This window comes from Synechococcus sp. CBW1108, assembly GCF_015840335.1.
GTDB lineage: Bacteria > Cyanobacteriota > Cyanobacteriia > PCC-6307 > Cyanobiaceae > Cyanobium_A.
Genome location: NZ_CP060395.1, coordinates 342107 through 368358 on the forward strand (window position 1 = coordinate 342107; position 26252 = coordinate 368358).

General features: G+C 66.3%; 25 protein-coding genes. 12 read left to right on the forward strand and 13 right to left on the reverse strand.

The annotated features are described in order from the left end of the window. The first annotated feature begins 22 nt into the window (after nucleotides 1-22). Nucleotides 23-697, forward strand: coding sequence for a hypothetical protein (locus H8F27_RS01830; protein WP_197150813.1), 675 nt, complete (start codon nucleotides 23-25; stop codon nucleotides 695-697). On the opposite strand, the gene H8F27_RS01835 is transcribed toward H8F27_RS01830, so the two are convergent. Beyond that, the gene (locus tag H8F27_RS01835) at nucleotides 694-3093 is read right to left on the reverse strand and encodes a glycogen/starch/alpha-glucan phosphorylase (RefSeq protein WP_231596450.1); all 2400 of its coding nucleotides are present in this window, start codon (nucleotides 3091-3093) and stop codon (nucleotides 694-696) included. The genes H8F27_RS01830 and H8F27_RS01835 overlap by 4 nt on opposite strands. Nucleotides 3094-3265: 172 nt before the next feature. On the opposite strand from H8F27_RS01835, the gene H8F27_RS01840 reads away from it, so the two are divergent. After that, nucleotides 3266-5434 (forward strand): glutamine synthetase III, encoded by a 2169-nt coding sequence (locus H8F27_RS01840; RefSeq protein WP_197150816.1) that lies wholly within the window; start codon nucleotides 3266-3268, stop codon nucleotides 5432-5434. A 15-nt stretch (nucleotides 5435-5449) separates the two neighbouring features. Here H8F27_RS01840 and H8F27_RS01845 read toward each other — a convergent pair whose 3' ends face one another. Next, on the reverse strand, nucleotides 5450-6196 hold the full coding sequence (locus H8F27_RS01845; RefSeq protein ID WP_197150818.1) for a hypothetical protein: 747 nt from the start codon (nucleotides 6194-6196) through the stop codon (nucleotides 5450-5452). 96 nt (nucleotides 6197-6292) lie between these two features. Continuing rightward, nucleotides 6293-6415 (reverse strand): hypothetical protein, encoded by a 123-nt coding sequence (locus H8F27_RS17915; protein WP_255517722.1) that lies wholly within the window; start codon nucleotides 6413-6415, stop codon nucleotides 6293-6295. Between H8F27_RS17915 and H8F27_RS01850 the strand changes: the two genes are divergently transcribed. Further along, entirely contained in the window at nucleotides 6414-7064 is a 651-nt protein-coding gene (locus tag H8F27_RS01850) for a triacylglycerol lipase (protein ID WP_231596451.1), read from the forward strand. The two genes, H8F27_RS17915 and H8F27_RS01850, sit on opposite strands and share 2 nt — an antisense overlap. After that, a complete protein-coding gene (locus H8F27_RS01855; RefSeq protein WP_197150820.1) occupies nucleotides 7061-7531 on the forward strand; it encodes a hypothetical protein in 471 nt (156 codons plus the stop codon). The genes H8F27_RS01850 and H8F27_RS01855 overlap by 4 nt, the downstream gene beginning before the upstream one ends. Here the strand turns inward: H8F27_RS01855 and H8F27_RS01860 are convergent. Continuing rightward, nucleotides 7528-8016, reverse strand: a complete 489-nt coding sequence (locus H8F27_RS01860; protein WP_197150821.1) for a hypothetical protein — start codon at nucleotides 8014-8016, stop codon at nucleotides 7528-7530. The genes H8F27_RS01855 and H8F27_RS01860 overlap by 4 nt on opposite strands. After that, a complete protein-coding gene (locus H8F27_RS01865; protein WP_197150828.1) occupies nucleotides 8009-10267 on the reverse strand; it encodes a polysaccharide biosynthesis tyrosine autokinase in 2259 nt (752 codons plus the stop codon). The genes H8F27_RS01860 and H8F27_RS01865 overlap by 8 nt, the downstream gene beginning before the upstream one ends. Nucleotides 10268-10530: 263 nt before the next feature. Between H8F27_RS01865 and H8F27_RS01870 the strand changes: the two genes are divergently transcribed. The 4 genes from H8F27_RS01870 (at nucleotide 10531) to H8F27_RS01885 (ending at nucleotide 14501) form a co-directional block, all read left to right on the forward strand. Beyond that, entirely contained in the window at nucleotides 10531-11505 is a 975-nt protein-coding gene (locus tag H8F27_RS01870) for an SLBB domain-containing protein (protein ID WP_231596452.1), read from the forward strand. Nucleotides 11506-11763: 258 nt separating this feature from the next. Then, nucleotides 11764-12249, forward strand: a complete 486-nt coding sequence (locus H8F27_RS01875; protein ID WP_197150836.1) for a dual specificity protein phosphatase — start codon at nucleotides 11764-11766, stop codon at nucleotides 12247-12249. 66 nt (nucleotides 12250-12315) lie between these two features. Next, nucleotides 12316-13497 carry a GDP-mannose 4,6-dehydratase gene (gene gmd / locus H8F27_RS01880; RefSeq protein WP_197150838.1) on the forward strand — a complete coding sequence of 394 codons (1182 nt, stop codon included), beginning with the start codon at nucleotides 12316-12318 and terminating at the stop codon, nucleotides 13495-13497. Beyond that, nucleotides 13494-14501: a GDP-L-fucose synthase gene (locus tag H8F27_RS01885; RefSeq protein WP_231596453.1), complete on the forward strand. Its 1008-nt coding sequence runs from the start codon at nucleotides 13494-13496 to the stop codon at nucleotides 14499-14501. Before gmd ends, H8F27_RS01885 begins: the two co-directional genes overlap by 4 nt. Before the next feature lie 14 nt (nucleotides 14502-14515). Here H8F27_RS01885 and H8F27_RS01890 read toward each other — a convergent pair whose 3' ends face one another. The 4 genes from H8F27_RS01890 to H8F27_RS01905 are packed head-to-tail and all read right to left on the reverse strand — an operon-like array spanning nucleotide 14516 to nucleotide 19146. Further along, nucleotides 14516-14965 carry a hypothetical protein gene (locus H8F27_RS01890; protein ID WP_197150840.1) on the reverse strand — a complete coding sequence of 150 codons (450 nt, stop codon included), beginning with the start codon at nucleotides 14963-14965 and terminating at the stop codon, nucleotides 14516-14518. Between the two features lie 28 nt (nucleotides 14966-14993). Next, nucleotides 14994-15560 carry a hypothetical protein gene (locus H8F27_RS01895; RefSeq protein ID WP_197150844.1) on the reverse strand — a complete coding sequence of 189 codons (567 nt, stop codon included), beginning with the start codon at nucleotides 15558-15560 and terminating at the stop codon, nucleotides 14994-14996. 9 nt (nucleotides 15561-15569) lie between these two features. Further along, nucleotides 15570-17081, reverse strand: a complete 1512-nt coding sequence (locus tag H8F27_RS01900) for a peptide ligase PGM1-related protein (RefSeq protein ID WP_197150845.1) — start codon at nucleotides 17079-17081, stop codon at nucleotides 15570-15572. A gap of 7 nt (nucleotides 17082-17088) precedes the next feature. Continuing rightward, nucleotides 17089-19146 (reverse strand): HDIG domain-containing metalloprotein, encoded by a 2058-nt coding sequence (locus H8F27_RS01905; protein WP_197150846.1) that lies wholly within the window; start codon nucleotides 19144-19146, stop codon nucleotides 17089-17091. Between the two features lie 69 nt (nucleotides 19147-19215). Here H8F27_RS01905 and folD point away from each other — a divergent pair, with 69 nt between their 5' ends. The 4 genes from folD to H8F27_RS01925 all read left to right on the forward strand — a co-directional run bounded on the left by folD (nucleotide 19216) and on the right by H8F27_RS01925 (nucleotide 23217). Then, the gene (gene folD / locus H8F27_RS01910) at nucleotides 19216-20094 is read left to right on the forward strand and encodes a bifunctional methylenetetrahydrofolate dehydrogenase/methenyltetrahydrofolate cyclohydrolase FolD (RefSeq protein WP_197150847.1); all 879 of its coding nucleotides are present in this window, start codon (nucleotides 19216-19218) and stop codon (nucleotides 20092-20094) included. Between the two features lie 222 nt (nucleotides 20095-20316). After that, nucleotides 20317-21237 carry a geranylgeranyl diphosphate synthase CrtE gene (crtE, locus tag H8F27_RS01915; RefSeq protein ID WP_197150848.1) on the forward strand — a complete coding sequence of 307 codons (921 nt, stop codon included), beginning with the start codon at nucleotides 20317-20319 and terminating at the stop codon, nucleotides 21235-21237. Beyond that, the gene (locus tag H8F27_RS01920) at nucleotides 21234-21776 is read left to right on the forward strand and encodes a divergent PAP2 family protein (RefSeq protein ID WP_197150849.1); all 543 of its coding nucleotides are present in this window, start codon (nucleotides 21234-21236) and stop codon (nucleotides 21774-21776) included. The genes crtE and H8F27_RS01920 overlap by 4 nt, the downstream gene beginning before the upstream one ends. Beyond that, nucleotides 21769-23217 carry an AAA family ATPase gene (locus H8F27_RS01925; protein WP_197150855.1) on the forward strand — a complete coding sequence of 483 codons (1449 nt, stop codon included), beginning with the start codon at nucleotides 21769-21771 and terminating at the stop codon, nucleotides 23215-23217. The genes H8F27_RS01920 and H8F27_RS01925 overlap by 8 nt, the downstream gene beginning before the upstream one ends. A gap of 20 nt (nucleotides 23218-23237) precedes the next feature. Here the strand turns inward: H8F27_RS01925 and H8F27_RS01930 are convergent, their stop codons facing one another. The 4 genes from H8F27_RS01930 to H8F27_RS01945 are packed head-to-tail and all read right to left on the reverse strand — an operon-like array spanning nucleotide 23238 to nucleotide 26243. Beyond that, nucleotides 23238-23930 (reverse strand): GAP family protein, encoded by a 693-nt coding sequence (locus tag H8F27_RS01930; protein WP_197150858.1) that lies wholly within the window; start codon nucleotides 23928-23930, stop codon nucleotides 23238-23240. Continuing rightward, nucleotides 23927-24529, reverse strand: coding sequence for a histidine phosphatase family protein (locus H8F27_RS01935; protein ID WP_197150860.1), 603 nt, complete (start codon nucleotides 24527-24529; stop codon nucleotides 23927-23929). Before H8F27_RS01935 ends, H8F27_RS01930 begins: the two co-directional genes overlap by 4 nt. A 5-nt stretch (nucleotides 24530-24534) precedes the next feature. Next, nucleotides 24535-24909, reverse strand: a complete 375-nt coding sequence (locus tag H8F27_RS01940) for an acylphosphatase (RefSeq protein WP_197150863.1) — start codon at nucleotides 24907-24909, stop codon at nucleotides 24535-24537. Continuing rightward, nucleotides 24810-26243 carry a cobyrinate a,c-diamide synthase gene (locus tag H8F27_RS01945; protein ID WP_197150864.1) on the reverse strand — a complete coding sequence of 478 codons (1434 nt, stop codon included), beginning with the start codon at nucleotides 26241-26243 and terminating at the stop codon, nucleotides 24810-24812. Before H8F27_RS01945 ends, H8F27_RS01940 begins: the two co-directional genes overlap by 100 nt. Nucleotides 26244-26252: the final 9 nt, after the last annotated feature.

The window sequence follows — 26252 nt, forward strand, 5'->3', positions numbered from 1 at the left end:
AGCCAGTGCAACAGGCGAGCTGGTGGCGAAGGACGAAGCAAGCAGGGGTGAGGAACTCCGCGAACTGGGCTGGACCGCCGAGGAGGTGCGCCAGTACGAGGAGCTCTGGGAGTACCGCCAGCGCTGGGGGGCCATCAACCTCGAGCCGGAGGACCGGGTGTTGCTGCGCCGGGCCGAGGCCGCCCTGCCCAAACGGGCCGCCCATGGCAAGGGTTCCGTGAAGAAGACGATCAAGGAGAAGTCCCATTACCGCTGGCTCAGCTTCTACCGCGATGCCATGCTCGCCAGCGCCGCCGAAGTGGGGCTCGCAGCCGATGAAGAGGCCGCCTGGGTGATCCTGCTGGAGGCGGAGCTGGCGGCCCTCGAGCAGCTCCAACCGGTGCTCGGCCTGCCGGACACCCTCAAGGCCAAGGGACTGCTGGCCGCCCGGGAGGCCTGGATCGAGGCCATCGCCAGTCAGGGCCGACTGCTCAGCTTCGACTTCGACGCCCCGCTGCTGGCCCTCAAGCAAAAGGAGAGCAGCAACTGGAAACCCCTGCGCCCGGAGGGCGCCCGCTCCTACCCGGTGCTGGATGCGGCTGGGGCCGCCGCCTTTCGCGCCCAGGTTGGCCCTGCCCTCTCTGCCTGGATGGGGGCCAACTTCCCATCCCTCAAGGAGACCCCTCAGAGCCAACCGGTGGCAGCGGCTGCCGGCTAGGGCACCGGCGCATCGGCACTGGCCTGCACCCGCACCGGCGCCACCTTCCAGATCCGCTCGGCATAGTCGGCAATCGAGCGGTCGCTGCTGAAGAAGCCGCACTTCATCGTGTTGTGCAGGGACATCCGGGCCCAGCGGCTGCGGTTAATCCAGGCCCCATCCACCTCATTTTGGGCGCGACGGTAATCGGCCACATCGGCCATCACCCGGAAGGGGTCATGGCTGGTGAGGCTGGCCAGCAGCGGGTGAAACAGCTCCCCATCGCCCTCACTGAAATAGCCCGAGCCAATCAGCTCCAGGGCCTGCCGCACAACCGGATCCTGCTCGATCCAGGGCATGGGGTGGTAACCGCTGTGGCCCAGCTGCTCGATCTGCTCGGCGGTGTGGCCGAAGAGGAAGAAGTTTTCCGCCCCAACGCAATCGCGGATCTCGATGTTGGCCCCATCGAGGGTGCCGATCGTCACGGCCCCGTTGAGCGCCATCTTCATATTGCCGGTACCGGAGGCCTCCTTGCCAGCGGTGGAGATCTGCTCGGAGAGGTCAACCGCCGGATACACCAGCTGGCCCAGGCTGACGCTGAAATTGGGCAGGAACACCACCTTGAGGCGCCCATCCATGGCCGGATCCATGTTCACCACATCGGCAATACCCACCAACAGCCTGATGATCAGCTTGGCTATGGCGTAGCCCGGCGCCGCCTTGCCGCCGAACACGAAGGTGCGGGGCGGCAGGTTCTCCCCCTCACGGATGCGCAGGTAGCGCTCGACGATCTGCAGGGCCGCCAGGTGCTGGCGCTTGTATTCATGGATGCGCTTCACCTGCACATCGAAGAGGGAGTTGTGGTCCACCAGCACCCCCAACTCCTTGCGCATGTACTGGGCCAGGCGCTGCTTGCCGAGATCCCGCACCGCCTGCCAGCGCTCGAGGAAGGCCGGGTCATCGGCATAGGGCGCCAGCCCCTCCAACTCCTCCAAATGGGTGCGCCAGCGCTCCCCGATCACCTCGTCCAGCAGGGTTGCCAGGGGAGGATTGGCCACCGCCAGCCAGCGCCGGGGGGTGACGCCGTTGGTGACATTGGTAAAGCGCTCCGGCCAGATCCGAGCCAGGTCGGCGAACAGGTGCTGCTTGAGCAGGGTGCTGTGCAACTCGGCAACGCCATTGACGTGGTGGCTGCCAACCACTGCCAGGTTGGCCATGCGCACCCGCCGTTGGGGGCCCTCTTCGATCAGGGAGATGCGCTGCAGAATTTGGAAATCTCCGGGGTAGCGAATCCGAGCCATGCGCAGGAAGCGGGAGTTGATCTCGTAGATGATCTCCAGCTGGCGCGGCAGCAGCTGCTCGAACAGCTCCACCCCCCAGGTTTCGAGGGCCTCGGGCAGCAGGGTGTGGTTTGTGTAGCTGATGCTGGCGGTGGTGATCGACCAGGCGGTGTCCCAGTCGACGCCGTGGACGTCCAGCAGCAGCCGCATCAACTCGGCGACGGCGATGGCGGGATGGGTGTCATTGAGCTGCACCGCAAACTTGTGGTGGAATTCGGTCACTTCCAGGCCCTGGCCCCGCAGGATGCGGAACATGTCCTGGAGGGAGCAGCTGACGAAGAAGATCTGCTGGGAGAGGCGCAGCCGCTTGCCCTGGTCGAGTTCGTCGTTGGGGTAGAGCACCTTGGAGAGGGTTTCCGACTGCATCTTGCGCAGCACGGCCCTGGTGTAGTCACCTGCGTTGAAGGAGGCGAAGTCGAAGGCCTCCGGTGCCACCGCCGACCACAGCCGCAGGGTGTTGGCGGTGTTGACGCCGTAGCCAAGGATCGGTGTGTCGTAGGCCACGCCGATCACGGTGTGCTCACCGATCTGCACCGGGTAGCTCCACTCGGGCCGGATCAACTCCCAGGGGTTGCCCTGGGCCAGCCAGGGGTCCGTGCTCTCCACCTGGCCATGGGGTGTGATCTGCTGGCGGAAGATGCCGAATTCGTAGCGGATGCCGTAACCGATGGCCGGCAGTTCCAGGGTTGCCATCGACTCCTGGAAGCAGGCGGCCAGCCGGCCGAGGCCCCCATTGCCCAGGCCGGGCTCGGGCTCCTCAGCGATCAGCTCCTGGAGGTTCAGGCCCAAGCTGGTGCAGGCCTGCCGGGCCGCCTCCACCAGGCCCAGGTTGACCAGGTTGTTTTCGAGGTGGGGGCCGAGCAGGTATTCCGCCGACAGGTAGGTGGCGGTGCGCACGTGCTCGCGGGTGTAGGTGTCAGCCGTATCCACCCAGTTGCGCAGCAGGCGGTCGCGCACCGCCAGGGCCAGGCAGCGGTAGTGGTCGTGGCGGGTGGCCAAGGAGGCGGATTTGGCCTGACTGAAAAAGAGATGACGCTGCATCGATTCAACCAGCGCCTTGCTTTCGGCAGAGGCCATCCGCACCATTTCCAAAATGAAATTCTGAATGGAATAGCTGGAATTGGCAGGGAGGCTGTGGGGAAAGCCAGACAATTTTGAGGTCGAATCGCTCGAGTGGTAACAACGGCGGCAATTTCAGGGCAGCTCGAAGGCTTTGGGTAGGTATTGATTGATGTCCCCCGGCGAACCCATGCCCTCCCAGCCCCGCCTCGATGCCATCGAGAAGATTCTCAGCCGCCAACCCATTGCCACCGCACCGATCCAGTCACTCGATGAGCTGTGGGCCAGTGACGTCTTCACGCTGGACAAGATGAAGGCGGCGCTGCCGAAGGAGATTTTCAAGTCGGTGCAGCGCACCATCAAGGAGGGCAGCAAGCTCGACGTTTCGGTGGCCAACGTGGTAGCCCAGGCGATGAAGGAATGGGCCACCGCCCGCGGCGCCCTTTATTACTCCCACGTCTTCTACCCACTCACCAACTCCACCGCCGAGAAGCACGACGGCTTCATCTCCCCCCAGGGCGACGGCACGGCCTTCACCGAATTCACCGGCAAGGTGCTGGTGCAGGGCGAGCCAGACGGCTCCTCCTTCCCGAACGGCGGCATCCGCTCCACCTTCGAGGCCCGCGGCTACACCGCCTGGGACATCACCAGTCCGGCCTATCTGATGGAGACACCCAATGGCCTCACCCTCTGCATCCCGACGGTGTTTGTGTCCTGGACCGGCGAAGCCCTCGACAAGAAAACGCCCCTGCTGCGCTCGATCGCCGCGGTGAACAAGCAGGCCCACAAGCTGCTCAGCCTGTTGGGTGAAACCAACATCGCCCCGGTCAACTCCAGCTGCGGCGCTGAGCAGGAGTACTTCCTGATCGACAGCGCCTACGTGCCCCTGCGGCCTGATCTGCTGCTAGCCGGCCGCACCCTGTTCGGTCGGCCGTCGGCCAAGGGTCAGCAGTTTGACGACCACTACTTCGGTGCTATCCCGGAGCGGGTGCAGGTGTTCATGCAGGAGGTGGAGCGGCAGATGTACAAGCTTGGGATCCCGGCCAAGACGCGCCACAACGAGGTGGCACCCTCCCAGTTCGAGATCGCGCCCTTCTTCGAAGCCGCGAACGTGGCCACAGACCACCAGCAGCTGACGATGACCATCCTGCGAGCCACCGCCAAGAAGCATGGCCTGGCCTGCCTGCTGCACGAGAAACCCTTTGCCGGCATCAATGGCTCGGGCAAACACGTCAACTGGTCGATCGGCAACGCCACCCAGGGGAACCTGCTCGATCCGGGCAAGACGCCCCACGAAAACCTCCAGTTCCTGCTCTTCTGCGGAGCCGTGATCCGGGGCGTGCACCTGTATGGCCCTCTGCTGCGGGCAGTGATCGCCACCGCCAGCAACGACCACCGCCTGGGCGCCAACGAAGCGCCACCGGCGATCATCTCGGTTTATCTGGGCAGCCAGCTCGAAGATGTGTTCAACCAGATCCGCGAGGGCCGGCTCTCCGGCTCTGCGATCGGCGGCGTGATGAACTTCGGCGTGGACACCCTGCCGGAATTCGACAAGGACGCCGGCGATCGCAACCGCACCTCGCCCTTCGCCTTCACCGGCAACCGCTTCGAATTCCGCGCCGTCGGCTCGAACCAGTCGGTGGCGGGGCCGCTGGTGACACTCAACACGATCCTGGCCGACTCGCTCAACTGGATTGCCGGCGAACTGGAAACCAAGCTCTCCAGCGGTTTCGGCCTGGAGGAGGGGGCCCTGGCTGTGCTCAAGACCACGATCACCAACCACGGCGCGGTGGTGTTCGGCGGCAACGGCTACTCGGAAGAATGGCACCACATGGCAGTGGCGGAGCGGGGCCTGGAAAACCTCCGCACCACCGCCGATGCCCTGCCGGTGCTGGAGCGGCCGGCTATCCGCGAGTTGTTCGAGCGCACGGGCGTGCTCTCGGCCGTCGAGCTGCAGAGCCGTTTTGAGGTCTACGCCGAGCAGTACATCCTGGCGATCGATGTGGAGGCCAAGCTGGCCGTCCAGATCGCCCGCACCCAGGTGTATCCGGCGGCAATCCGCTATCTGGGCGAACTGGCCGAATCCCTGCAACTGCAGAGCTCCCTCGGCATCCAGGTATGCCCGGAAAGCTCCAAGCAGGTTGCCGAACTGTGCCAGTCCCTGATGGACATCAGCGGCCAGTTGCAGGGTGCAATTGAGAATCCACCCCATGGCACCGAAGCCCATATGCGCTATAGCGCCGACACCCTGGTGCCTTTGATGGCGGAACTGCGGGGCGTGGTTGATGGCCTGGAGGCCCTGGTGGACGACAACCTCTGGCCCTTGCCCACCTACCAGGAGATGCTGTTCGTGCGCTGAGTTACTGCAGGAGCGTCACTGGGGGAACACGCTGATCTTGGCGTGTTCCCGATAACTGGGGTCGGCCATGGTGTCGACCTCAAACCAGGTCCAGGTGGCGCTGGGTTCTGGAGTGCACCGGGTCAGGGGCCACTCGATTCGCCGCCGCTGGTAGGTGAGCCCCACACAGGTGAGGGCGACATCGTCGGCCATCAGCGACCAGAGCACATGCACCTCGCCCCGGTCATAGGCGATCGGCGTCCCATGGATCCCCTGCTCGGGGAGCCAGCCGGGCAACTTGGTGAGGCTGAGCTGGTTTTCCCAGCAGAGATAGGAGCCGTTGTCGGTGGGATAGAACCAGCAGGTTTCGTTCTCCGCCTCCGTCAGCGCGAAGCGATCCACCAACTGCACCGCCTGCAGCTGCAGCGGCGGGCCGCCGGCCGGCCGCTCCCCCTCCGGCCAGGCCAGGCCGCTGAGGGCGTAGACGCCGATCCACAGAGATGGCACCTCCAATTGGGGAACGAGGGCGTCGCAAATCAGTGCACGGCGGGGGGGAGAACCTGGCAAGGGGTCGGGTAGGGGGTCTTCGCCGGTGATGGTGGCGCTGCTGCTGCCCACAAGTTGGTCGAGGGTGCCCGACCAGCCATCCGGGAGGCGGAAGATCCGCAGCGAGCGTCCCAGCCCCGGGCCCCTCTGCTGGGCACCGACCAACTGCTGCCAATCCACGTCTTCCCCGGGCAGCTCCTGGCTCCCGGCGAGCACAAAAGCAAGGGTGTTCAGCATGGGCTGCCGGGGACAGATGGAAGCCGGCGGAAAGGGGCCGGTAGGTATTAGACCCTAGGAGCCCTGACCCGCTGCAGTGGTGTTGGTCGCTGCCGATCAGGCCGGGCGCAGCACCACCTCAACGATCACAAAGCCAACCAGAGCTGCTAGAGCCAACAGGGAGGACAGCCGCACCAACACCTCATGCAAACTGAATCTTAAGAAAATCCTAGGAGCCATGGCTGATTGCGGCGAGAACGGCACCAGGTCTTCACATCTCGATGACCCGGGCGGCCAGCCCAGCCCTCCCCTGGTGCTTGTGCATGGGCTGCTGGATAGCCCGCTGGTGTTTAACGGCCTCAAACGTTCCCTGGCCAACCGGCGCCAGCCCCTGCTGCTGCCAGATCTGCCCTTGCGGCTCGGGCTCACCCCCGTGCGGGAAGCGGCGGAACTGCTGGGCAGCCACATCGAGGCGGCCTTCGGGTGCGAGCAGCCCCTAGACCTGCTGGGCTTCTCGATCGGCGGGGTGATCGCCCGCACCTGGGTGCAACTGCTTGGGGGCCACCGGCGCACCCGCCGCCTGACCAGCGTGGGCAGTCCCCAGCAGGGCACCCTCACCGCCCACCCCTGGCCGGCTCGCCTGCTGGCTGGCATAGCCGATCTCAGGTATGGCAGCCAACTGCTGGAGCAGCTCAACGGCAACCTCAGCAACCTGGCTGGGATCGAGTGCTGCAGCTTTTACTCAGCTATCGATCTGGCGGTGCTGCCGGGCTGGCGGGCCGTATTGCCGGTCGGCAGACGCCAGATGCTGCCGGTGTGGGCCCATCCCCAACTGCTGCGCTCGGCGCGGGCCCTGAAGCCCCTCACCGAGGAGCTGCTGCGGCCATGAGCGCCAGCGCTTCCCTGGCCGTTCTGCAATGCGCCCTAGGCTGGCTCTGCTGGAGCCTGCTGGTGGGAGCCCTGGCCAACCGGATTCCAGCCAGCTGGCTAGCAGCGGGGCACTGGATCTGGCGGCGACCTTGGCGGGAAAGCCGCCAGGCCTTCGAGCGGCGCCTGGCAATTCGTCGCTGGAAGGGCTGGCTCCCCGATGCAGGTAATGCCTTACCAAAAGGGGTAGCCAAGGAGGCCTTGGTGGGCCGCAATCGTGCCGATCTCGAGCGGCTGGTGCTGGAAACCAGAAGGGCAGAACTGGTCCACTTGCTGCTTTGGCCCTTCTGGATCGTCACATCCAGCTGGCTGGCGCCGGCGGAAGTGCTGCTCAACCTGCTGTTTGCCTACTGCTTCAACCTGCCCTGTATTTGGATACAGCGCTACAATCGGCTGAGGCTAATCAGGCTGCTGGAGAGGCACCCTTAGAAGCGGAACCAGACCCGGCGGCCGAGCACGGGCCGGACGGCTGAACTTTCGATCGAGCCGTAGGCGGCATAGGTGGGCTGGGGAGCAGGGACCGATTCCCAACGCAGGGCTGGCCGATCAAGCTGAACTAGCTCCATCGGATCAGGTGTGGCAACAATGGCCAGAACCTGGGAGTGGAGAATGCGCTCGTGGGCAGGCACCCGCTCCCAGCGAGGGTTGGCCGAGGCCAGGGTGATGCTGGCGGCAGGGGTGGAACCTGGGGCAGGAACTATTTCCCAGCGGGGCTTCTGAGCCTGGGCAACCACTTCCCAGCCGGGGTATGCGGCCTTGACCGGGAGCGCCTGGGGCTGGGGCTTTGCGGTGGTCAGGTCAGCCCTGGGCAGGGGGGGAAGGGGCGGCGGCGGGCCGAGGGTCCAGGTGAAGGCTGCGGCGGGGTGGGCGCCGGTTAACAGCAGCAGCAAAGCGGCTGGCAGGGAACTAGCCATCGATCCAGTGCAGCAGAGCCTTGCCCCGCTTGCGCAGCGTGAGGAGCTGGGACGGCATCCAACCAGCTGAAGAGGCCGGAATTTGGGCATGATCTGGTTCTCCATCAGCTTCAGCATAGCCATATCTTTGATATAGGGTTTCATTTGGAGACGTTTCCTCCTCTTTAATAGCATTAGTTATTAGTCCAAGCAAGGGCGCCCCCGTTGCACTGATCCTAGCGAGGGCCTCCTTAGGCAGGTTCCGATCAACCCCGTCAAGGGACACCAGCAGGATCAGACCGTCGAGGTGCTGGGTCAGCAGGGCAGTATCGGCCATGCCTAGGACCGGGGGGGTGTCGAACAGGATCAGATCAAATTGGCCCGACTGGCTAATATCTCGAATTAGTTCCTTCATGCGATCAGCGCTGAGCAGGCGGGTGGGATCGGGCGGTCGGCGACCGGCAGGAATAACCCACCAGTTTTCATAGCCCGGAACAGGCACCAAGGCCTTACCCCAATGGTCATCTTCAGTCAGCAGACTGGAGAGACCCAGCAGATTGTTGAGACCAAGACGGAGATGGACTTGGGGCTTGCGCATATCGGCATCAATCAACAGCACCCGTTGGCCCATTTCAGAGACTGTTTTAGCCAGCAATACGTTCACCAGGCTCTTGCCTTCGCCAGGAGTCGAACTGGTGAGACCCACAGTGAGTAGCTTTTGGTCTGTGCTGAGGAAGCGAAGGGAGGTGTAGAGGTTTCGAAAGGCCTCCTTATAGGCGAAGCGCTGGTAAACCTGCGCTCCTGGAGTTGAGCCGGTCAGATAGGGGCCAGCCATCGAGCCAAGGCTCGCCGAATCCCTATCGAGTTCTTCCACCTGAAAGCGCCCAGTCTCCGCCACACCTTGGAAGAAGGGCAGGTGGGGAATATGGCCCAGCAGGGGCAACTTGAGCTGATCACGCACCTCGCCAGAACGGCGAAAGACGTGGTCGAAGCGATCGCGCAGGATCGCCGCTCCCATCCCTGCAATTAAGCCGAATAATATAGCCTTCGTTAGGCCTTGGCGCAACTTGGGGGCAACCGGATTGCCATCCACAGCGGGCGGCGAGAGCAAAGTCCAGGGCACCGACTTCTGGGCCCGCTCCAGCTGGAAGGTGGAGCGGGTGGTGAGGAAGTTGGTAAGGTTCTGCTGGGCAACCGTGAGCCGCTGCTGGATCTGTTCGTAATCCTTGATCAGGGCCGGTTGCTTCAGGAACCTGCGATCAACCTGGCGGCGTTGGCCTGCAAGGGTGCTGGCCCGGGCGGCATTGAGCTTGAGGGCCGTATCAATAGCTTCGAGCTGGTTGCTGCGCAACTGGCCTGCCAGGCGGGCGCGCAGGGCCGTAAGGCTCTGCATGCGGGGCGTATCGCTTCGATAGGTGGAGCGGGCCAGGCTGAGTTGCTCCTCGACGCCCTGCAACTGGGCCAGAAGGTCGCCGTTTGCCTGGGTGACGGTGACCCCTGAATCTGAAGCGGTACTGAAGCCGGAGGAGGTGAGGGTGCCCGCCACCACTCCTTGGCGCAACTTCTCAAGGCGGCTGCGTTCAGCATCCAGCTCCCGCTCCACACCGTCAAAACCAGATGATTCGGTTTTAAGTGCGCCGGCCTCGATCTCCGGGTCGAGCAGGTTGTAGCGCCGCCGGAAGGCGGCCAGTTGACCCTGGAGCTGGTTGACGGTGAACTGGAGCTTTGGTTCCTGCTCATCGAGGAACTTGAGGCCCTCATTAAGCTGACGCTGGCGCTGATCAATGGCGAAATTCAGATAGGCCGCGCTGAGGCTGTCGAGGGCTGCTTGGATCTCGCTCGGCTTACTGCCAGAGAGCGATACTGACAAGACTCCTTCCGCTACCTGGCTCACCTGGGCTGCACCGAGCAGCCCCCCGGCTGGCCCGAGCTGACGGCGCAGGGGGTCGAGAACCATCGGGCTCCGCAGGGTTTCCACCAGGGAGGGGAAGTCAATGCTGGTGCGGTTGCGAGCCAAAGTTTCAACCGTGCCACCTTCGGCGCCAGCACCATCCCCAGTGCTGATGGGGTCACTGATCAACAACTGAAAGCTACCCTGGTAGATGGGCGAGAAGGTCCTCTCCCAGAGGGTTGAGCCAAAGGCGCTGGCGGCCACTACCGTCCCAACCAACAGGGCCAGACGTCGCCTGCGGCGCACGGCTTGCCAGAGCTCACCCAGATTTAATCCCTCCGATTCGGTCGGGGTTTCATCCGAGCCAGAGACTTGACTCACTGGCAGCCTGGCTAGCTGGGCCGGGCTCGGGGAAAGCCTATCAACTTGGGGGGTGGAATTTAACGGGGCCATCCTAGTCAAGCGACTCGCATCGCCTAAGTTGCCACAACCATAGCGAAATTCAAAAAAATTGCCCCTTGCGCGCCCGCTACAATTACGTGACTTGTACTTGCCCAGTGATGAAGCGAGGCCGTCTCCGCCACTTCGCCGTAGCGGCTTCGCTTGTGCTGAGTCTCTCCCCTCTGGCAGGGGTACGAGCCCAGATGCTGTCTGGCGATCAGGAAGATGCATACATCCTAGGGCCGGGGGATTCCCTCTCGCTGCGCTTCTTGGCGGCAACGGAACTATCAGGGCCGTTCAACCTGCTCAGCGATGGCACCGCCAGTTTGCCCCTGCTCGGCAACGTGCGACTTACGGGTCTGACCCTTTCCCAGGCCAGCCAGTGGCTGGAAACCCTTTATAAACGCCAGTTACTGCGTCCAGAATTGCAGCTTTCGGTGGTCACCCCCAGACCACTGCGCGTGGCACTGGTGGGCCAGGTATCCCATCCGGGCCTCTACACACTTTCGCAAGCTAGTAATGAATCTCGAGGGGACGTTGCCGTTAGCAATGAGGGCCTGCCAACCTTGGTGGATGCCATCGCCAAGGCAGGCGGCATCACGTCCGACGCCGACCTGCGCAGCGTAATGTTGCAACGGCGCCTGCCTGGGGAGGCAGGAGCTTACAAGCGCACCCGGCTCAATCTGTTGGCCCTGATCCTCGAGGGTGACCAACAGCAGAATCCCCTCCTATTTGATGGCGACACTATTCGGATCGAAGCGGCGACCGAGCCCGTGCCCGAAATGATCGAACTCTCCTCCACAACCCTGGCTCCTCAAGACATCACAGTGAACGTGGTTGGCGAGGTGAAAGGCGCCGGCCGCGTTCAGGTGCCGGCCAACACCCCCTTGGTGCAGGCGGTGTTGGCGGCAGGCGGGCCAATCGCATGGCGGGCCAATCGGGGCGATGTGGAATTAGTGCGGATCAACCGCAACGGCACGGCCACCCGTAAGAAATTTGCCCTCGACCTGAGCCAGGGTGCATCTAACAGCAAGAATCCGCCCCTACGCGATGGCGATACCGTAGTGGTGAATCGCAGCGGGCTTGCTGTGACCAGCGACGCGCTAACTGCGGTCGTCACCCCTCTAAGTCCTATTTTAGGTATCCTGGGCTTCATAGAAGTTGTCAATAATCGCTGATTTGCTCTCGCACCAATTAGCAACCGTGGAGAACATCCCTATTATCCCCTTGAAAAAGGGTTTACCCTCCACAGCTAACAGCTATCCATGCTTTCAAACAGCTGGGTACTGAGATAACACTGTGCCCCCTAAATTTATTTACATTTAAGAGCCCCAGTACGAAGCACCCAGTAGCACTACGAATAATGCTGCCCAGCTCACCAATTGACATCTCTGATCAATGTGCTGAACTGTGATCGGAAGCTTTATCATTTCCAAATGATCACCATCTCAGCCTTCCCAATCAGTTGGGTGCTGGTTCAAGACCTAGCCCTCGGCCCCGCGCCGGTGGCCTCTAGGCATCTGAACAGGTTGGAAGCCGAGGGCATCACGGCGGTGCTCAGCCTCTGCTCCACCGAGGAAAAAGCAGCTCCGCCCGACCTAGAGGAGCGCTTCCACTGTCGTCGCCTGGTGCTGCCAGACCACCGCAGCCAGGCCGCCCTCAGCATTGGCCAACTGGAGCAGGCCCTGGCGGCTTTGGCTGAGCTGCGCAGCCATGGGCCGGTGTTTGTCCACTGTGTGGCGGCGATCGAACGCTCGCCCCTGGTCTGCCTGGCCTGGCTGATGCGGGAGCATGGTCTGAGCAGGCAGAACGCCCTTGACTACATGCTCCAAGTTCACCCTGGCACCGGCCCGACGGCAGCCCATTTGATGCTGCTTACCCAGCTCAGCCATACCGCGCCGGCAGGACTGAAAATAGCCTGAAAGCTAAGATTGCCTGAGAGATAATTCCCGGCCATCATGGGCACGCCCCCAAATCCTGGCGCATAGATGACCGTAAGCAATTCCGCCTCCAAATCCGCCCTGATCACCGGCGTCGCCGGCCAGGACGGCTCCTACCTGGCCGAGTTGTTGCTGGAGAAGGGCTACAGCGTGCATGGCATCAAGCGCCGGGCCAGCAGCTTCAACACCCAGCGGATCGATCACCTCTATCAGGATCCCCACGAGACCGGCAGCGAGGGCCAGGCCCCCAAGCTGCAACTGCACTACGGCGACCTCACGGACAGCTCCAACCTGATCCGGATCATCCAGCAGGTGCAGCCCGATGAGATCTACAACCTCGGCGCCCAGAGCCATGTAGCCGTTTCCTTCGAGAGCCCCGAATACACGGCAGACTGCGACGCCCTCGGCCCGTTGCGCATCCTCGAGGCCGTAAGGATCCTCGGCCTCAGCTCCAAAACCCGCATCTACCAGGCCTCCACCTCCGAGCTCTACGGCCTGGTGCAGGAGATCCCCCAGAAAGAAACTACCCCCTTCTATCCCCGTTCCCCCTACGGCGTGGCCAAGCTCTACGGCTACTGGATCACCGTCAACTACCGGGAGGCCTACGGCATGTATGCCTGCAACGGCATCCTCTTCAACCACGAATCCCCGCGCCGGGGTGAAACTTTTGTGACCCGCAAGATCACCCGCGGCCTGGCCCGCATTGATGCGGGGCTCGACGATTGCCTTTACATGGGCAACCTCGACTCCCTGCGGGACTGGGGCCACGCCCGCGACTATGTGGAGATGCAGTGGCGCATGCTCCAGCAGGAAGGGCCCCCGCAAGACTTCGTGATCGCCACCGGCCGGCAGGAAACGGTGCGCCGCTTCATCGAGCTCACCGCCGAGCAGCTCGGCTGGGGGGGCATCGAATGGCAAGGTGAGGGTATCCATGAGATCGGCCGCCGCTCTGGCAGCAGCGAAGTGGTGGTGCGCATCGACCCCCGCTACTTCCGCCCCGCTGAGGTGGAAACCCTGCTGGGGGATCCCACCATGGCCCGCGAGAAGTTGGGCTGGGTTCCCACCACCACCCTTGAGGAGCTGGTGGCCGAAATGGTTGCAGCCGACAAGGAAGAGGCCAAAAAAGAAGCGATCCTGCGGCTCAAGGGCTTTGCGGTGGTGGGGTCGATGGAAAACCCGCCCACCAACCCCATGGCCATCGAGCAGGCCCGCGAAGCGATCCAGCCATGAGCAGCGGGCCCACCATGGGCAATGCGCCCCTGATCCAGCCCCAGGATCGGATCTTCGTGGCCGGCAGCCGGGGCATGGCGGGCTCGGCGATCGTGCGGGCCCTCAGCGCCGCCGGCTATGGCCAGATCCTCACCCCCCCCCGCAGCGAGCTCGACCTGCTCGATGGGGCGGCCGTTTCCAGCTGGTTTGACGCCGAGCACCCCTCGGTGGTGGTGCTGGCGGCCGCCAAGGTGGGCGGTATCCACGCCAACGCCACCTACCCGGCCGATTTCCTGCTGGACAACCTCAAGATCCAGACCAACGTGATCGAGAGCGCTTGGCGCTCGGGCGTGCGGCGACTGCTGTTTTTGGGCAGCAGCTGCATCTACCCCAAATTTGCCGAGCAGCCGATTCGGGAGGAAGCCCTGCTCACCGGGGCGCTCGAGCCCACCAATGAGTGGTATGCGATCGCCAAGATCGCCGGCCTCAAGTTGTGCGAAGCGCTGCGCCGGCAATACGGATTCGACGCCATCAGCCTGATGCCCACCAATCTCTATGGGCCGGGCGACAACTACCACCCCACCAACAGTCACGTGCTGCCGGCACTGATCCGCCGCTTCCACGAAGCCTCCGAGCGCCCCGAGCAGGGACTGGGCACCCAGGTGAGCTGCTGGGGCACAGGCACGCCGCTGCGGGAATTCCTGCATGTGGACGACCTCGGTGAAGCCTGCCTGTTTGCCCTCGAGCACTGGAGCCCTGGGCCCGAGGCAATCCCCTATCTCAATGTGGGCACCGGCCTGGATCTCTCGATCGGCCAGCTGGCCAAGGCGGTGGCCGAGGCAACCGGCTTCCGCGGCGAGATCGTCTGGGACTCCAGCCAGAGCGATGGCACCCCGAAAAAGCAGCTGGATGTCAGTCGCCTCAGCGCCCTTGGCTGGCAGGCCCGCATTCCCCTGGCCACGGGCCTGCAGAACACGGTGGACCTGTTTCGCCAGCAACTTCAGCAGCAGCTGGTGCGCCTCTAGGCCTAGGACTAGGCCTAGCCGGCATCAAAAAATCGCTTGCCGTCCCTGCGCTTCTGGTTAAGCCGGCTTGCCTCCCTGCGGCTGTATTCGCTCACCGACGGGTTGGCTACGATCGGATCCACATGGGCCACCTGCTCCCAGAGGTCCCGCGGCGCCCAGCGCACCGTGTGCTCCACCCGATCATGGCGGGTGACATGGCACCAGCAGCTGGTGCCGCAGGCCGGGCAGAAGAGCTCCTCGAGCCACTCGTTGCTCAGCACCAGCACCGGATATGCCTGGATTACCAGCCGGGCCTTCTTATCGGGCATGCCCCGGGCCTGGAGCTGCTCAGCGTTGAGCAGGTGCAGGAAATACTTCTTGCCGTTGCCCTCAATTCGCTGCTCCGGATGGGCAGGGCAGAAGAGTTGGCGCCGCTGGGGGCGGCGGGAACGGGGCTTGGGGTCGCCATCCTGGCTCTGGGCCATCCCAAGGGCTAATTCGCTTGCAGGGACTTTAACGTCCCCGCTGCAAAACCAAACCGGCTTGTGCCGACTTCAGAGCCTCAAGTTGGGCCTGGTCACAGCTGCTCCAGGCGGCGCGGGCCTCAGCGGTGGGAGCCACACCCAGCCGGCTGAGCTCGGCTAGGGCCTGCTCTCGCCCGGCGATAAGCGCCCCCCGGCGGGCCTGCTGCTGCTCCTGCCAGCGGCGTTTCCCAGCCCGATCCGCCTGGCGCCAGCGCTCCAGGGCCTGGCCATGGCGCTCCAGCTCCAGCTCCTGATCTTCCCGGGTGAAGCGCGCCAGCAGCTCTGGATCCGGAGCCGGGGGCCGCGGCAGCGAGGTGTAGGTCTGCAGGCTGAGCCGGCTGAGCCGGACGTTAGTGCTGGCAAGGTTCTCAACCTGCTGCCGCACAGTCGCCTGCTGGCTGCGGCAGCGGCTCAACATTGCAGTTAGTTGCCTTTGGCGGAGCTCAGCAGCCTGCTGCTGCTGCCGCTTGGCGCCATTGCAGGAGATCAGCAGAAGTGCCAGTAGGGGGGGCAGCAAGGGGGCCAGTAACTTGCCCGTTCCAGCTCTCTGGTCCATGGATGGAGCCTACCTACCGAGAACCTGGGCGGCCCGAAGCAGTTCGGCTTCGGTGGCGGCGTATACCGCCGCAGCCTCTGCGGCACTGCGGCCGATGCAGGTCATGCCGAGCTTGCCGTATTCGGAAAGACAGCCCAGCAGGTGAAAGACGCTGCCGCGCAACTTAGCTGGATCGAAGTGCAACCCAGCCTCGGTGACGATGTCGACCAGATCGACCGGCAGCAGGCCGCGGAGCTCCGAAGCCGTGAGGTTATCGGTGGCCCGGTAATGCAATGGCTGGCCGCTGGGGGAGTGGTAGAGCCCGCTGGCCGGATCCAGGCTGCCGCCACTGATCGCGCTGAGGGCGAGATAGGGGTGGGTGGTGCCCCCCTGGCGCAGGTTCACCTCAATCGCCTGCAGGTCCCAGCGGTCGCCGAAGCGCCGGGCGATGAAATCCACCGCGTAGCGCTCCAGCGCCCCCTCCGCCGCCAGCGCCTCGCCCACTGCCTGGCCGTGGCGCATCAAGGCCTGCCGGTAGGGAGCGGCCGCCGGGAAAGTGCAGCCTTGGTAGGTCTGGCCACTGGCGCCACCGAGCACCTGCTCATGGCTTGAGAGCATCTCCACCAGGCCGGGATGGCCAGGGTGGCCAGGATGAATCGTGCCCTGCACGCTGGGGGAGCTGAGCTCCTCGCCCCCCTCCAGCCAGGCTTCCACCAGGGCCCCCTGCTGGCCCAGCTGTTCACGCCAGCTGGGGGAGGGCATCGGCAGCTGCTCAAGGGCCTGGCGCAGCCGCTGGCGCCGCCCGGCGGCACCGAGCTCGGCCAGCTGGAGCGGGGCCAGGGCCAGGGAAGCGTTGCCCTCGCCGCCGAAGCCTTCGTTGAGCTTCACGACGCACTTGCCCAGCTGGGGATGGGCCTCCCAGAGGTCGGCGGTGGCCTCCGTCAGGTCGTCGAGGTTGTGGGTGAGGGCCGAGCCGGGGGGATGGGGTACGCCGCAGCGGGCAAACAGCTCCCGGCTGCCGGCCTTGCTGCCCCAGTAGCCCAGGGCCGGGTCGGTGCCCAGCAGGGGCACCTGCAGCCGCTCCGACAACTGCCGCTCCAGATCGCTCACCACAAAACAGTTGATGAAGCTGCGCCCTGGCCGCAGCAGCTCAGCTATGCGGGCCAGCAGGGCAGGCCGCTCCAGCAGCTTGGCGGTGAGGGGCCGACTGGAGGCATCGTCGGTATCGAGCAGGTGCAGCCGCCGCCGCGCATGGGAGGTGGGCAGGCCCGGCAGCAACTCCAGCACCGCATCCACTACCAGCTCCCCCAGGGGCTTGCTGGTGGTGTACACCATGCGCACCCCCGGATCCCGAAGTCGCATCAGGGCGAACAACTGCCGCTCCTCGTAGTGGTGGGCTCCAGTCACCAGGTCGATCTGGCGCTGGTCCATCGACAGCGACGGCACCATCAGCACATCCACATCCGGCCCCTGGGCCTGGGTGGTGCGGCCCCATTCGGGCTTCAGCTGGCGCTGGAGCTCGCGGAAGCTGAGCAGGGTCATGGCGGGATCAGGCGCTGTAGGCCTTGCGGGCCGGGATCGGGTAGGGGATGCGACGGTGGCGCATCCGCTTCCACACCCGCACGAAGGCACGGATCAGCAGTTCTAGTTCGGCCCGGCTGATCCCGCTCTGCACCAGCTGGTTTTCAGCCTGGCGCGCCTGCACGATGCGACGCACCATCTGGCGTGCCTCCGCTTCGTTGGTGCCAGGAGGCAGAGAGCGCAGGGCAGCTTCACAGCCATCGGCCAGCATCAGGATTGCCGTTTCCCGACTGCGGGGCGTGGGGCCCAGATAGCGAAACCGCTGTTCGGGGGTACTGGGATCCCTCTGGCGAGCCTGGTGGAGGAAGTAGCCCATCTTCAAAGTGCCCTGGTGCTCGGGGATAAAGTCGGCGAGGGGCCGGGGCAGCCGATAGCGGCGGGCCAGCTTCAGCCCCTCATCCACATGGGCCTGGAGGATTCGGGCGCTGGCGGCGGGGTCATCAAGGGCGTCGTGGGGGTTGCTGCCTTCCCCTTGGTTTTCGATGAACCACTGGGGGCCATGCAGCTTGCCCACGTCGTGATAAAGGGCCCCGGTACGCACCAGGTCGATATCGGCCTGGATCGCCCGAGCCCCCTCCTCAGCCAGGCCGGCGATCATCAGAGTGTGTTCGAAGGTGCCTGGCGCCTCAACCGATAGCCGCCGCAGCAGCGGCCGCTGCAGGTCGGCCAGCTCCATCAGCCGCGCCCGGGTCACAAGCCCGAAGAAGGTCTCCACCAGTGGGGCCAGCAGCAGTCCCGCCATCAACAGCCCGCCCAGCAGCAGGGCCTCGCTGAGCAGGTCTACCTGCACCGCCGGGCTGCGGCTCTGCAGCAGCAGATACTGAACTCCCAGGCCCGCCCCCGGCAGCAGCACGGCCAGCTGCAGCAGTTCGGCCCGGTTGCGCTGCCGGCCGGCCGTCACCGCCGCTGCGCTGCCCACGCCAACGGCCACCAGCAGCCGCAGGGCAACCAGGCCCGTGATGGGTAGGGGCCATAGCAAGCTGGCCGCCGCCAGCCAGGCCAGGCCGCAGGCCGTGCCCAGGCCCTGGGCCAGCAGCAACACCGGCGGCACCAGCAGCACCATGGGGCTGGCCAGGGGGCCCAACCAGAGGGTGAAGCCCTGCATCACCAACATGGCCCCCAGGGCCAGCAGGGCCTGCCGTGGCTCCAGACAGGCCCGCCAGCGCCGCAACACGAGCACCATCACCCCCGCCACGGCCAGGGCCTCAAGGAAGTGGCCCAGCCAGGTCAGGGGGCGGGGCCGTCGGTTGACCAGACCGAAATAATCGAGCACATCCAGAGCCTGGGGACTGATGGGCTCCCCCTGGCGGGTAACCAGATCGCCTTGCTGCACCACGATCGTGGGGATGCTCTGCTGGGTGATCAGGGCCTCGATGCGCCGCTGGCTCAAGCCCTGGTCACTGCGCAGGTTGGAGTGGCCCTGCAGCGAAGCGGCCAGCAGCCTGGCGCCCAGCCCCCTCGGGATCGGCGCCAACGACTCCAGTTGGAGGCTGGCGGCCTGCAGCAGGTGCCCTTCAGCCAATCCGGGAGCCAGCCCCTGGCTGAGCATGCGCAACTGGGCCTGGCGCACCTCCCGGGCCCAGGCCGTGAGCTCGGCGCTGCCCAGACCCTTCAGCCAGCTGCGCTCCTGGGCGGTGATCTGCACCGGTTCGAGGCGTGGTTGGTCGGCGTTGGCCTGCTGCTCCACCGCCTTGAGACCCTGCTCCAACTTCTGGCTCAGCAGTCGGTTGGTCTGCCCATCCACCACCTGGACAGTGATGCCCTGGACCAGCGCCTGACGGCGCTGGTCCAGGGCATCACTGTCGAGCACCCGGGCCGCCTGCGGGGCCCGCAGCGTGAACGGGGCCGCCATTCCGGGCCGCAGGCTGGGCTCCACCAGCCAAGGCCAGCTCGCCACCAGGGCCACCAGGGCGCACACCAAAAGCACCGAGACCGTGTCTCGAGCGCGCCAGATTGCCGGCGACTGGCGCGGGCGCTCCAGTCGCAGCAGCTGACGCCAGAGGGATCGCAGCCGCCTCAACACCATTCCCAGACGCTAGCCGGCCCATTCGCAGCCGGGATTGCAAGCTGGGGAGCAGGTTGAATTCTTTTTCCTATGGCCACCCTTCTGGATGGCCGCCGCCTGGCCGGCGAAATCGAAGCCCGGCTGCAGGCGGTGATTGCCATGCATGGCACCCAGCTGGGTCGCCCCCCCGGGCTGGCCGTTTTACGGGTGGGTGATGACCCCGCCAGCGGCGTCTACGTAGCCAACAAGGAAAAGGCCTGCGCCAGGGTCGGCATCACCAGCCTCGGCGCCCATCTGGCCGCCGGCACCGGCGCCGAGGAGGTGCTCGCCGCCGTGCGCCGCCTCAATGCCGATCCCTGCTGTGATGGCATCCTGCTGCAGCTGCCCCTGCCGGCCGGGCTGGCGGAGGGTCCCCTGCTGATGGCAATCGATCCGGCCAAGGATGCCGATGGTCTCCACACCCTCAACCTGGGCCACCTGCTCAAGGGGGAACCCGGGCCCCGCAGCTGCACCCCCGCCGGGGTGATGGCCCTGCTGGCCCGCCACAGCGTGGCGCTGGCCGGCCAACGGGCCGTGGTGGTGGGCCGCAGCATCCTGGTGGGCCAGCCCATGGCGCTGATGCTGCAGGCCGCCGACGCCACCGTCACGGTGGCCCATTCCCGCACCGCCGATCTGGCCGCCCTCACCCGCCAGGCCGACGTGCTGGTGGTGGCCGCCGGCCGACCGCGCATGATCGGCGCCGAGCACGTCAAACGTGGTGCGGTGGTGGTGGATGTGGGCATTCACCGCACCGAGAGCGGCCTCTGCGGCGATGTGCGCTTTGAGGAGGTGGAGCCGATCGCCAGTGCCATCAGCCCCGTGCCCGGCGGCGTTGGCCCAATGACCGTCACCATGCTGCTGGTGAACACCGTGGTGGCCTGGTGCCGCCGGGCCGGGCTGGACCACGGCCTGGGCGATCTGGTGCCTTAAAAGAGATTGGACGGTCCCTGGGCTGGTCAGGATCCGGGGGGAGGTCAGGGTCGAGGGGGTGGTGTTCTGCTGCTGTCTTTGATTTTGTACAGCTGTACAGAATCAAAGACACTGTGCCCAGCGAAGCCAGAACTCTCGGCCGCAACGTTCTGCGCTCTTGAGCACCCTCTGCCACCCCGCCTGAGAGAATCCCCGCCAGGAATGGCCAGAGGCCCAGCCCCCATGACCGCGGCGGTAACAACCACGTTTGATTTCGCCGCCTACCTGGAGGCCGCCCGCCTGAGGGTGGAAGGGGCGCTCGCTGCCTCCCTGGGGCCGGAGCGACCCGAGACCCTGCGGGAGGCGATGCGCTATTCACTGCTGGCTGGCGGCAAGAGGCTGCGGCCGATCCTCTGCCTGGCTGCCTGTGAGCTGGCCGGCGGCGACAGCGAGCTGGCGATGCCGACGGCGGTGGCCCTGGAGATGGTGCACACGATGTCGTTGATCCATGACGACCTTCCCGCCATGGACAACGACGACCTGCGCCGCGGCCGGCCCACCAACCACAAGGTTTACGGCGAAGCCAAGGCGATCTTGGCCGGCGATGCCCTGCTCACCCGCGCCTTCGAGATGGTGTCTCTGCGCAGCCCCGGCGTGCCCCCCCAGCAGCTGCTTGCCGTGGTGGGCGAACTCTCCCTGGCCTCCGGTGCCCCCGGCCTGGTGGGCGGACAGGTGGTGGATCTGGAATGCGAGGGCAAATCCGTTGACCTCGCCACCCTCGAATACATCCACCTGCACAAAACCGGCGCCCTGCTGCGGGCCTGCGTGCTCAGCGGCGCCCTGATCGCCGGCGCCCCAGAGGCGCTGCTGGCGGCCCTCCGCACCTACGCCCGCGGCATTGGCCTGGCCTTCCAGATCATCGACGACATCCTCGATGTCACCGCTAGCAGTGAGGTGCTCGGCAAGACCGCCGGCAAGGACCTCACCGCCGACAAGACCACCTATCCCAAGCTGCTGGGCCTGGAGGAATCCCGCCAGCGGGCCGATGCCCTGGTGGCCGAGGCCAAGGCGGCCCTGGCACCCTTTGCCACCGGGGAGCCGCAGGCGCTCAAGGCCGCGCCCCTACTCGCCCTGGCCGACTTCATCACCAGTCGCGACCGATGAGTGAGCCTCTGCTGGCCATATTTGACAACGGCGTGCTGTGGTGGGGCCTGGCCTCTTGCGGGGTGGCCCAGCTCTCCAAACTGGTGATCGAGCTGGTGGTGCATCGCCGCTGGAATCCGCGGGTGCTGGTGGAAACCGGCGGCATGCCCTCAAGTCACTCGGCCCTGCTCACCGGCACCACCGCAGCCCTGGGCTGGGTGGAGGGTTTTGGGGGGCCCCTCTTCGGCCTGGCGGCCGTGCTCTGTTTCGTGGTGCTCTATGACGCCTCCGGCGTGCGCCGTGCCGCCGGCCTCACCGCAGCCCGGGTGAATGCAATGGGTCAAGTTGAAATGGGTGAAATCCAGAGAGGTGAAATCCAGCTAGATAGTGCCAATCCCCGCCAGCACGGGAAGCCCCTCAAGGAGAATCTCGGCCACACCCGACTGGAGGTGCTGATCGGCTCCCTGATCGGCCCCCTGGTGGCCCTGCCCGGGCTGGTGCTGGCGGGATCCCCCCTGCACCTGGCCCAGGCCCTGGGCTGGCTCGCCCCGATTGGCTGAAGCCCCCACCCTCACCGCCGACCAGCAGGCCGCCGCCACCGCCTTCGCCGCCTGGCTCGCCGCGCCAGGGGATGGGGCGCCGTTTGTGCTGGGCGGCTATGCCGGCACCGGCAAAACTTTTCTATCCACCCGGTTTCTGGCCCAGGTGGAGGCCACCGGCCTCTGCTGGACCGTGGTAGCCCCAACCCACAAGGCCGTGGGTGTGCTGCGCTCCCAGCTGGCCCTGGCGGGCCTTTCCCCCACCTGGTATCCCTCCACCATCCACCGGCTGCTGCGCCTCAAGCTGCGCCGCCAGGGGGACCAGGAGCGCTGCGAGGAAACCGAGCAGACCGCCCTGGCCCTCGAGCACCTAGGCCTGGTGCTGGTGGATGAGGCCTCGATGGTTGACAGCAGCCTGCTGGAGATTGCCCTGCGCTGCGCCCACCCCTTCCGCACCCGGCTGGTGTTCGTGGGCGATCCGGCCCAGCTGCCGCCGGTGGGCGAGCCCGAGAGTCCGGTGTTCAGCCTGGGCCGGGCCTGCCGGGCCGAACTGCAACAGGTGGTGCGCCACCAGGGGCCGGTGCTGCGCCTGGCCTCCGGGCTGCGCCAGGGGGACCTGCCCTGCCACAGGCCAGCGGCGCTGGCGCCGATCCGCACCGAGACCGGCCAGGTGGCCCTGCTGGAGCGGGGCGCCTGGCTGGAAGCCGCCCAGGCCGCCTTGCGCCGCAGCGCCGAAACCGACAACCCCGACCTGGCGCGGATCCTCTGCTACACCAACCGCTGCCTCGAGCAGCTGGTGCCGATCGCCCGCCGCGCCCTGCACGGCGAGATGGCCGACCAGCTGCCGGTGCTGCCCGGCGAGGTGCTGATCACCCGCACGGCGGTGATGGCCCCCGCCTGCCGGGAGGGAGAAGATGCCGCCGAGGAGCCCGACATGCTGCTGGGCTCGAACCGGGAGCTGGTGGTGCGCGATGTCATCCCGGAGCGCTGCGACCTGGCCGACTTCGGCGTGGCTGATGCGCCGGTGATCGACACCCTCACCGCCCGGGTGGAAGCGGGCGAGAGCCAGCTGAGCCTGAGGCTGCTGCCGCCGTTGGGCACGGCGGCCCGGATCGCCCTTGAGGCTGTGTTGGCCCGCCTGCGCCAACAGGCCAAGGACGCCGGCAAGCAGGAAGGTAGGAGCCTGTGGCGCCGTTTTTTCCTGGTGCGCGACGCCTTTGCCTCCCTCGGTCCGGCCGCCGTTCTGACCGTGCACCGCAGCCAGGGCAGCACCTTCGCCGAGGTGTTCGTCGCCGACGATGTGTTCTGGCCCAGCGACCCGGTGCTGCGCCGCCAGCTGGTGTATGTGGCGGTGAGTCGGGCCAGCCAGGCGGTCACCCTTGAGGCCAGCGCACCGGGCGCCGATCCCAGCTCCCGCGCCGACCAGCAGCTCTGGCGCGACTGGTTGGGGGCAGATTGCTGATTGGGCAGATCGCTGATTGCTCAGGCCAGCTGCAGGCCCTCGATCCCCTGCCAGCCCAGGTAGAGCGCCAGGGCCACACTCACCAGGCCCACCAACAGGTCGCCCTTGGCGAACAGCCCCTGCTTGCCCCGCTCGAGCAGGGGCAGGATGCGCTCGGGGCCAACCAACAGCAGGGCCAGCAGGGGCGTCAGCAGCAGGCTGGCGCTCACCAGGCTGAACACAGCGGTGGCCAGCACTTCCGTTCCCCGGCCCAGGCGGGCGGCCAGCAGGCTGGTGGCCGCCTTGGCAAACAGAAACAGGTCGTCTGGGCTGGCCACCTGGAGGGCGGCGCTGATGGCCAGCAGCAGGGGCAGAGGCATGGCGCTGAACTGATCCAGCCGGCGGGTCCAGCCCGGCGGTCCGGCCCCCTCCTCCTCCTTGCTGAGCAGCTCCTTGAGCCCTAGCCCCAGCAGGGCGCCGGCGGCCAGCAAATCCAGGCCGGTGCGGTGGCTGGTGCCCTTTTCCATGCTGAGCACTAGGCCGTGACCCACCGTGAGCAGCAGGGCCACCGCCAGGGCGGCCGTCACCAGCCAGGCGGCCACAAACCAGCCGCCCCGCTGCAGGGGCTTGGGGCCGAGCAGGAGCAACAGCAGCAGGCCGATGTGCAGCGGCGAGAAACCGATCGCCAGACCAAAGGCCGCGAGCTCCCCCAGCAGGCTGGCCAGATCAGTCATTTCACCGCAGGCGCGACGGGCACATTCCAGCGCACCAGCGTGCGCCGCTCGCGCTCATGGCCGAGCACGCTGAGCGTGGCCGTATTCAGATTGAACAGGGCGCCACCGGCGGGTCCCAACCCCAGCCAGGTGCCCGCCAGGCTGCGCAGGATGTGGCCGTGGGCCACCAGAGCCACCGCCCCAGCTCCCGCCAGGGATTCAGCCAGGGCGATCACCCGCAGGCAGCGCTCCTCCACCTGGGCGCTGTCCTCACCGCCTGGGCAGCCGTGGCTCCACACAGTCCAGTGGGGCACCTGGCGGCGGATCTCGGCGGTGGTGATGCCCTCGTAGCGGCCGTAATCCCACTCCTGCAGGTCTGGACAGGGGCGAGCCCCTTCCCCCAGGCCCGCCAGCTCGGCGGTGCGCCGGGCCCGCTGCAGCGGACTCACCAGTACGGCCGCAAAGGGCTGCCGCGCCAATACCGGGGCGAGCGCCCGCGCTTCCGCCTCTCCCTCCGGCAGCAGGGGCAGGTCGGTGCGGCCGGTGTGGCGCCCGTTCAGGGCCCATCCCGTGGCCCCATGGCGCAGCAGCAAGAGTTCCAGCGCCGGTGTAGCCAGCATGGGGTTCAGGTCCGCACCTCAAACCAGTCGGCACCGGTGGCGGCCACCTGGGTGCTGGCCACGCTGTTGACCACCGCTTGCGCTGGGCCCTTTTCGCACCAGATGCGCAGCTCGGTGAGGTCCTGGGGGTCGCCCTCTGCCTCCAGTTCCACTGAGCCGTCAGGCAGGTTGCGCACCCAGCCACTGAGGCCTAGTTCCTGGCAGCGGGCAGAGCAGGCAGCCCGGTAGCCCACCCCCTGCACCTGGCCGCGCACAATCAGCCGCCAGCGCTCCTGCTGGATCAGGGGCTTGGGCTCATGGGGGCGGATGAAACGGCGCTCATCGGCAGCGGCACGGCGCGCCCGGCTGCGGCTGCCAGCCGTGAGGGAATCACCGGGCATCCAGCCCAGTGGAGATGCAGCCAGCTGGCGTGCACGTTCGGCGCTGTCCATCCTTCGCTCCGGGTTGCGGTCCCCCAGCCATCAAGCTGCCACAGCCCGTTGCCACTGGCTACAGATTCAAGCTGCCAGCGATGAAATTCATGGCCGCTGAAGGTTTCCCCAGGCCGCACCAGCAACCCTGCCGCCCTTGCCGTGGCCTGGCGATAGCCCAGGCTCAGCCCCCCCTTGCGCGCCTGGAAGGGCAACACGCCGGCCATCCGGTGCAGCCGGCCCTCGCCATCGGCCAGCTGCTCACCGAGCAATAACAATCCGCCGCATTCAGCCACCAGCGGCACCCCCCCGGCCGCCGCACGGGCCAGGTCTGCCAGGCTGCGCCGACTGGCCGCCAACCGGGTGGCATGGAGCTCCGGGTAGCCCCCCGGCAGCAGGACCGCCCGGCAGCCGGCGGGGAGGGGCTCGTCGGCCAGGGGGCTCCAGGCCAGCGGCTCCAGGCCGACGGCCTGCAGCAGTTCGCCGGCTTCGGGGTAGCGGAAGTGGAAGGCCGCATCGCTGGCGATCGCCACCGGCAAAGACCCTGAGCCCCCGCTGGCTTCAAGGGGCGGTTGCTGGTCCCGCAGGCACCAGTGGATCGGATCGATCTCCCCGGCCTGGACGGGCGGGGGGGCCAGCAGCGGCACGAGCTGCTCCAGATCCAGATGTTCGGCGGCCAGCTGGCTCCACTGCTCCTGGCGCTGCTCAAGGTCGTGCAGCTCGCCGGGCGGCAGCAGCCCCAGGTGGCGGGAAGGGAGCGCCAGGCTTGGGTGGTGGGGGAGCACCCCCAGCAGCGGCACGGCGATGCTCGCCAGGGCTTCGGCCAGCAGGGCGTGGTGGCGTTCGCTGCCCACCCGGTTGATCACCACGCCGGCCAGCTGCACCGGCGGCGGGCCGTGGTCGCGGAAGCCCCGCACCAGGGCCGCCACAGATCCCGCCTGGCGGGAGGCCTCCACCACCAGCACCACCGGCAGGCCCAACTGGGCAGCCACGGCCGCCGAGCTGCCCTCGCTGCTGGGGCCGCGGCCATCGAACAGGCCCATCACCCCCTCCACCAGGGCCAGGTCGGCCCGGCTGCCATGCCAGTGGAAACATCGCTCCACCCACTCCGGCCCGCAAAGCAGGGGATCGAGGTTGCGGCAGGTGTGGCCGCTCACCTGGCTGAGCAGCTGGGGGTCGAGGTAGTCGGGCCCCACCTTGAAGGGCTGCAGCTGGAGGCCCTGCCGCCGGGCCCAGGCTGCCAGGCACAGCGACAGCAAGGTCTTGCCGCTGCCACTGCTGGGCGCGGCGATCAGGCAGGCCATTGCGGGCGG